Consider the following 7,291-nt stretch of genomic DNA (forward strand, 5'->3'; position numbering starts at 1 on the left):
AAAGCGACAGGGAGAGCACACTGGCCATACCACGGCCGAAGCGGTCGGCGATGAGTCCCCACATGATGCGCCCCAGCGCGTTGCCCGCCGCCAGGGCGCTCACCGAAGCGGCCGCGATGAGCTCCCCCGCCCCGCCCGACAGGCCCATCGGCTTCAGGTTGCCCATGACCAAAAGCCCGGCGAACGTCCCGGCAAACATGGTCCCGAACAGACGCCAGAACCGGAGGTCGCGGCGGACGCGGGGAATATCTTGAGGCGCGGGCGGCGGAGGGCTGTCGGGGGGATTGGCCAGCAGGCTTCCGCCGATGAGAATCAAAACACCGTAAACGATGCCGATCCAGCGGAAGATGTCCAGGGGGGTCAGCCCCTCGGCCAACATCCCCTCGATGAGTATGGACAGAATGACGGCCCCGCCCCCGAATCCGGCCACCGCCACCCCGGTCACCAGCCCCTTCCTCTTCGGGAACCAACGGGCCGCCGCGGAGATGGGGCAGAGGTACACGAAGCCGAGGCCCGTCCCGGCCACCAGTCCGTACCCGACGAGGAGCAGAGGGAAGCGACCACCGGAGAAGGAAGCCACTAGCAGCCCCGCCGCGAAGAGGCACCCCCCGATCAGGGTGGGTATTTTCGGTCCGCGGCGATCGAGAAGGGGTCCCGCGAAGAGCATCGTCAGTGCAAACACGGCGATGCTCACCCCAAAGACGAGCTGAGCCTGCCATTCGGCGAGACCGTACACATCGGTGAGCGCTCGCGCCAGGTTGCTCCAGGCGTAAATCCCGCCGATGCAGAGCTGGACGATAACGACGACCGCGAGGATGAGCCAGCGACGCATCAGTCAACCCGCCCTTTCAGTCCCGATGTAAATATAAATGCGGCCATCTTCGCCCGCCGCGGAGTCGGGTGTCCGTCCAGGGCCCGGAACTACGGCTCTACTTCGGGAACGTCGCGCAGCAACATAACGGGCTCCCCGATATCGCACTCGATCCTTTCCGAGACGTAGAGGTGGAAGTAGCGACCGACGTTGGTCAGAAGCGAGTCGAGGTCCACCGGCGGACGCCACTCCGCGACCAGCACCTCCCGAAAGCCGTCGAACCGCTTGTCGGCGCACACGAGCTGGTTGATGCCGTGGTAGATGAAACCCGGCTCCGGCTCCGGTACAGGCGTGATGAGGACCACAAAGTCCACCGGTTTTTGCCAGATATAATCCAGGTCGTCGGGGTTCGACGCCCGATACCGGTTGCACTTGGGGCGGTCGTGGGAATCTATGGTGGGCAGATCCCCGAAGTAGGGCACCACCCCCATGTCCATCGTCACCAGCCAGGAGTCGTCGAGCTTCGTTTCGGCGATGAACTCCCCAAGGCGCTCCGCGGGCGAGCCGGGGTGGTTGTAGTGGTAAACCACATCGGGCCACCAGCCCAGAAATCCGGCCCAGAGGGTGAAACCGACAAGGAGGGTGGCGACGGCCAAGCTCTGGCGCCGGGAGCAGAAAGCGGGAAGCATGGACAGGGCGCAGACGAGGGCCGTGGCGGCCGAAGGCAGCCACAGGCGACCCACCCCGATGGGGTCCCCGGCGAAGAAAAATTCACCGAGATGGTCCAGGGCCAGCCCGAGGAAGAGCAGTCGGAGGGGAGTGGTCAGCCGGGGGGTCCGCTCACCGCCGTTCCCACCCTCCCCGTCCTTTGCGCGCCGGACCAGGAAATAAACTAAGCCCGTGTAAACCAAGGCGAGGCCGGGAGTGCGGAGGAAATCCTCCAGGACCCGGAAGAAGCCCTCTTTGAAACTCAAAAGGCTGATCATCACCTCCGGCGAGGGGACCTTCACCCCGGCGCTGGTGGGCAGAAACTGCCAGTAAACGAGCGCCACGGCGGCGAAGAAGACCAGGCCCGGGAGGGCTCCCAGCTTTACCCGTAACACGTCGCGCCATCCGATGCTCGACCGCTTCGACGCCCAGCACCAGCCGATGACGGCCCCCAGCACGGCGAGGTCGAGGAAGGCGTCGGGTCGGGTGACCAGGTGCAGCCCGGCGGCCAGGCCCAGGGCCACGCTGAGCCTGTCTTTCAATAAATCTCGGATCGCGAACCGGAGCAGAAGAAGGATAGAGAAGAGGTTCAGGGCCGTTTCGAGGCCGTTGACCGAACCGATGACCGAGGTGGTGAAAACGAGGAAAACCCCAGCCAGGGCCAGGGAGGAACCGTGGGTGAGGGTGGGTCTCAGACGGCGCAGAATCCCCGCGGCCTGGATTACCGACAGGAGGAGAAACAGAAACCCCAGCGCCTTGGCCCAGACGAGGGGCGGGATTTTGAGCCAGAAGGCTGGAGTTAAAAGCAGGAGCCAGAGGTGGCTGGAAAAGGAATTGGTGGGGAGCTTACCATCTCCGGCGCTCGGGTTCGGCAGCTCGCCCCGCGAGAGCTGCCGCGCCCCCGAGAGGTAGATGTAGGCGTCGTCGAAGGAGTAGGCCCCCAGCTCGTAGAGCACGATGAAGGCCAGGCCGATTTCCACGGCGATGACCAGCCACCAGATACCCCGGATTTCTCGGATCGCCGACAGTAGATGCACTTTCCGTCTCCCGAGTGGATGCTACTACAATTGTACCGCGCCAAGAACACGCCCAGGCGCGGCGGTCTGCATCTTTGAAGTTGCCGTGAAGGTTCAGGGAGAGGAAGAGGCGCCGGGACGGTCGGGTTCGGAAAACGAGGGGAGCAAATACCCTGCCAAAGGCTCGTCGGGGACGGCGGGAACGACGCCGTTTTCTGTGTACGCCGGTGGGAGCTCCACGGGCAGGACGACCTTCGCGGCCACCGGCCAGGCCATGAGACCCCTCGTCAACAGGATGGGGGGACTGGGCAGATCGCATTCGATCCGTTTCGAGACGAACAGGTGGTAATAACGGCCCGGATGCGGTCGAATTACCCCATTGTCGAAGGGGGCCCGCCACTCGGCGCTGAGCACGAGGCGGTAGTTGTCCCAGAAAGCCCGTTGTCCGAGCACGTCGTTCAGGAGGCGATATTCGGTTGCCCCCGCCCGGGGCGCCGTGATGTAGGGTGAGGTGACGACGACGAAATCAACCCGATGACTCCACACGTAGGCGAAGTCGTCGGGAACCTTCATAAGATGATAGTTGCAGATGGGAACGGACTAGACGTCAATCGTGTAGATCTCGCCGAAGTAAGGCAAAACCCCCATATCGGTGGCGACCATCCACGAATCGTCCATCTTCAACTCATTGATGAACCGCCCCATCACCTCGGCGGGGTCGCCGGTACGGTTGTAATGGCAGAAGATGTAAACCCGCCAACCGAGCAGCCCCGCCGCCAGGCTGCCGCACAGAATGACAGCGGAGATCAAGAGGTACTTTTTATTTTCGATCAGACGGATGAGCGCCAGAAGGCAAGCGATGAGCGCTATCGTCGCCGATTCAAGCCACAGGCGCTGAATCGCCATCCAGTCACACACCAGCACCCTCTTGCCCAGGTGCATCACGACCAAAAAAACGACGAAGGCCCGCACCTCCCAGCCGCCGATCGGATCCCCCTGCCGGCGTCGCGCAAACACGAAGATAAGCATCCCGGCGTAGATGAAAACGTTCCCCGGGGTGAGCGCAAAGTCCAACAACAGCTCGCGCAGATTCCACCAGAATTGGTCGCTGAAAACGGCGGTAAGAGCGAGGGATTTTGCCAGCGCGCTGGTCGGAAGGACGGTCGGGTAGAAGAGGCCGGGCAGGAGGAACAGCAGGACTCCAGGAAGCAGGCCTACGGCGGGCCGCACGAGCCCTGCCCTGGCGTGGGACCGTTTGTGGTTCAGAACGAGGATTACCAGGAGCACCAACACGAGGGCCACGTTGATGAAGGCGTCGGGTCGGGTGACCAGGTGCAGGGACAGGGCGAGCCCCAGGCCGACGGACAGCCGCCGTTGCGAAATATCCCTCAGGAGCAGGCGGAAGACCAGCACCAGGCTGAAGACGTAGAGAATCGTCTCCATGCCGCTCGTGGCCCAAAAAACCAGGGGCATGTAGGCGAGCGTCAGCCCCGCGACGGCCCAGACGGTCGCCGGATTGAGCTTGGGGTGGAAGAGCCCGATTATCCGCGCAATTTGCCAGACAACGCCCAGGAGTAATATGAAACCGAGCACCTTGGCCCAGATTAGGGCGTCGACGCCGAGCCAGTAGGCCGGGGTGATAAGCCCCACCCACAGCAGGCTGGACCAGGCGTTGGTGGGAACCTCGCCCGGCGTCATGTTCGGCAGTTGACCGCCGGCCAGCTGGCGGGCCCCGTTCAGGTAGATGTATGCGTCGTCGGGTGTATAGCCGGACACGTCCCAGACGATGAAGGCACACAGGATGAGCTCGAGAGCGATCAGGCCCCAAGTGAGATACCGGGTTCCACGCGTCCGGTCCGCTAATTTGGTATCAATACCGGCCATCGTCACCCTCACGGGTCATCCGTGAAAATCTCGTCCGTTCCCGGCAAGGCGCGAGCTTTCGTATCACCGGCGGAGCCGACCGGCCATCGGGCATCCCCAGGCTCCCGGGTACAAAAACCCGCTCAACTAGCGAGGGATATATCTTACCACGCCGGAACCTCTCCCGGGTGAATCGGAACGGACCGCGATGGAGACGGCGTAAAAAAAAGGGCGACCTAAAGCCGCCCTCATGCCAGAACCTCGATCAGCGGAAGGTGGCCTTTATCGCCCCGAAAGTCGTCTCTTGGATATCCGAAGAACCGCTGTCGGAAACCGTTATCATGTCGAGCCACACATCGGCGGCCCTGTCGGCGACGATGCGCCACGCGAACTGCACGTCGTGCCCGTACCAGTACGGGCCGATTTCGACCTCGGTCTCGTTCCAGACCCAGTTATCGAACGGCCCGAACTCCTCCTCGTTCCAGAGCTCAACCCACTCGCCCGGTCCGCCGGCCTCGCGGATCTCCAAGCTGTAATCCCCGTTGTTGTGGGGGGAGACGAACCAGGTGTAGCTGGTGGCCCAGTGGAAGTTCACGGTGACGTCCGAGGTGAGGCAGATGGGCGGCGAAATCAACCGCTCATCCTGATCCTCCCCCTTCTCGCAGAGTACGCCGAAGGGGCCGGTGAAGAAGTGCTGGGAGGTGATCATCCAGCGCTGGCCAATCTCACCTGGATCTAAAGTCCATCCGTCGAGGTTCCCGGAGGTAAAATCCTCGAAGAAGAGGACATCGGCCGAGGCGAAAGTAGCGAAGACGACTAATATGAACAAAATGTGTCGGTACATGATCATCCCTTTCCTGTGGAATTTACATTACTAATATAGCCCAAGAAATGCGGTTCGGCAAGGAGAGACGATAAAAAAGGCGCGACTTGTACCGCTCATTTCGCTGTGCTATCTTCTCTTTACCGACGCAAAAAAAACCGAGGACGGAACATGCCGCGCGAACTGCACGCCCCCACCGGAACCCGGCTCAGCTGCAAGGGCTGGCACCAGGAGGCCGCCTACCGGATGCTCCAGAACAACCTGGACCCGGACGTGGCCGAGGACCCGGCCAACCTGATCGTCTACGGCGGCTCGGGCAAGGCGGCGCGGAACTGGGACTGCCTGGAAGCGATACTGAAAACCCTGCGCGACCTGGGGAACGACGAGACGCTCCTCGTCCAGTCGGGCAAGCCGGTGGGCGTCTTCACCACCCACGAGGAGGCCCCCCGGGTGCTTCTGGCCAACTCGAACCTCGTGCCCCGGTGGGCGACGTGGGAACACTTCTACGAGTTGGAGGCCAAGTGCCACATCATGTAAGGCCAGATGACCGCCGGCTCATGGATATATATCGGCACGCAGTGCATCCGCGGGATAACGCCGGACGTTCTCACCGACCAGACCTCGGCCCACGACGAGCTCTCGGGCTACGTACCGAACGGGATGCCGCTCGCGGATGCCCTGGCCCTCAGGAAGAAAGACCCGGCGGAGTACAAGCGGCGCTCGTTGGAGGCCATGGTCGTCCACATGAACGCCATGCTGGCGATGCAAAAAGCGGGCGCGGCGGCCTTCGATTACGGCAACAACATCCGCGGCCAGACGGTGGACCGGGGCGCGCCCGAGGCCTTCTCCATCGTCGGCTTCGTCCCGCTCTACATCCGACCGCTCTTCTGCGACGGCAAGGGCCCCTTCCGCTGGGCGGCGCTCTCCGGCGACCCCGCCGACATCCACGCCACCGACGAGGCGGTCCTGCGCCTCTTCCCGGAGGACGAGGCCCTGGCCCGCTGGATTAAGAAGGCTCGGGAAAAGGTCCGGTTCCAGGGGCTGCCCTGCCGCATCTGCTGGCTGGGGTACGGCGAACGGGAAAAATTCGGCCTGGAGATAAACCGCATGGTGCGCACGGGCGAGATCAAGGCCCCCGTCGTCATCGGACGCGACCACCTGGACTGCGGCTCCGTGGCCAGCCCCAACCGCGAGACCGAGGGCATGGCCGACGGCTCCGACGCGGTGAGCGACTGGGCCTTCCTGAACGCCATGCTCAACGCCGTGGGCGGGGCGAGCTGGGTCAGCGTCCACCACGGCGGCGGGGTGGGCATGGGCTACTCCCAGCACGCCGGCATGGTCATCGTCGCCGACGGTACGCCGGGAATGGATAAACGGCTCAGCCGCGTGCTGACGACGGACCCCGGATTAGGGATAGTCCGCCACGCCGACGCCGGCTACCCGCGGGCCATCGAAAACGCGAAAAAATTCGGCATCAAGATGCCGATGCTGGGCGACTGACATGGGGATAACCCGAGACATGCCCGTGGAGCGGCTTCTGGAAGAGCGCCCGGCGGCCGCCGACTGGCTTCTAGCGCGGGGAATCGTCTGCATGCGCTGCGGCGAGCCCTTCTGGGGCACCCTGGCCGAGCTTCTGTGCAACAGAGAAAACTCGGCGGCGGACGTGAAGAAAATCGTCGCCGACCTGAACGCCTTCTTGAAAAAGGGGGAGTGATGGTAACCAAGGACACGCCGGTCAAGACCGTCCTCGCGGAGCACCCCAAGGCCGCCGACTGGTTCCAGCAGCGCGGCATCCTCTGCCTGCGCTGCAACGAGGTCTTTCCAGGCTCCGTGGGCGAGCTCCTGGCGACGAAACGCTACCGGGAGAGCCAGATCGAGGAGATAATCGGCTGGCTCAATGGGTATCTGGAGGAGAACGTATAGCAGCCTCGCGGGTAATGAAAAAGGGCGGCCGACCCGCCTTTTTTTTCGTTTAACGCCAATCCTACTCCCGGTGCCCCCGCTCCAGGATGAGCGTGACCGGGCCGTCGTTCGTAAGGCCCAGGCGCATGTGGGCGCCGAAGATGCCCT

At 63.2% G+C, this 7,291-nt stretch carries 7 protein-coding genes and 1 pseudogene; 3 read left to right on the plus strand and 5 right to left on the minus strand.

Going from position 1 to position 7,291, the window contains the following annotated elements; translation table 11 throughout:
* From NTW26_07465 to NTW26_07485, 5 genes are all read right to left on the minus strand, one after another.
* A partial coding sequence (locus NTW26_07465; GenBank protein MCX7022093.1) for an MFS transporter occupies positions 1–832 on the minus strand: 832 nt, incomplete at its 3' end.
* Positions 833–921: 89 nt separating this feature from the next.
* Positions 922–2,556, minus strand: coding sequence for a hypothetical protein (locus NTW26_07470; protein MCX7022094.1), 1,635 nt, complete (start codon positions 2,554–2,556; stop codon positions 922–924).
* A gap of 93 nt (positions 2,557–2,649) precedes the next feature.
* Positions 2,650–3,108, minus strand: coding sequence for a hypothetical protein (locus NTW26_07475; GenBank protein MCX7022095.1), 459 nt, complete (start codon positions 3,106–3,108; stop codon positions 2,650–2,652).
* 27 nt (positions 3,109–3,135) lie between these two features.
* Positions 3,136–4,419, minus strand: a complete 1,284-nt coding sequence (locus NTW26_07480) for a hypothetical protein (protein MCX7022096.1) — start codon at positions 4,417–4,419, stop codon at positions 3,136–3,138.
* A 244-nt stretch (positions 4,420–4,663) separates the two neighbouring features.
* On the minus strand, positions 4,664–5,242 hold the full coding sequence (locus NTW26_07485; protein ID MCX7022097.1) for a hypothetical protein: 579 nt from the start codon (positions 5,240–5,242) through the stop codon (positions 4,664–4,666).
* A gap of 150 nt (positions 5,243–5,392) precedes the next feature.
* Between NTW26_07485 and hutU the strand changes: the two are divergent.
* The 3 genes and pseudogenes from hutU (at position 5,393) to NTW26_07500 (ending at position 7,144) form a co-directional block, all read left to right on the plus strand.
* Positions 5,393–6,721 (plus strand): annotated as a pseudogene (hutU, locus tag NTW26_07490) (urocanate hydratase).
* A gap of 1 nt (position 6,722) precedes the next feature.
* Positions 6,723–6,935 (plus strand): DUF1858 domain-containing protein, encoded by a 213-nt coding sequence (locus tag NTW26_07495; protein MCX7022098.1) that lies wholly within the window; start codon positions 6,723–6,725, stop codon positions 6,933–6,935.
* Positions 6,935–7,144, plus strand: a complete 210-nt coding sequence (locus NTW26_07500; GenBank protein ID MCX7022099.1) for a hypothetical protein — start codon at positions 6,935–6,937, stop codon at positions 7,142–7,144. Before NTW26_07495 ends, NTW26_07500 begins: the two co-directional genes overlap by 1 nt.
* The last annotated feature ends 147 nt before the right edge of the window (positions 7,145–7,291 follow it).

It is taken from the genome of bacterium, assembly GCA_026398675.1.
In the GTDB taxonomy this organism is placed as follows: Bacteria; RBG-13-66-14; RBG-13-66-14; order RBG-13-66-14; family RBG-13-66-14; genus RBG-13-66-14.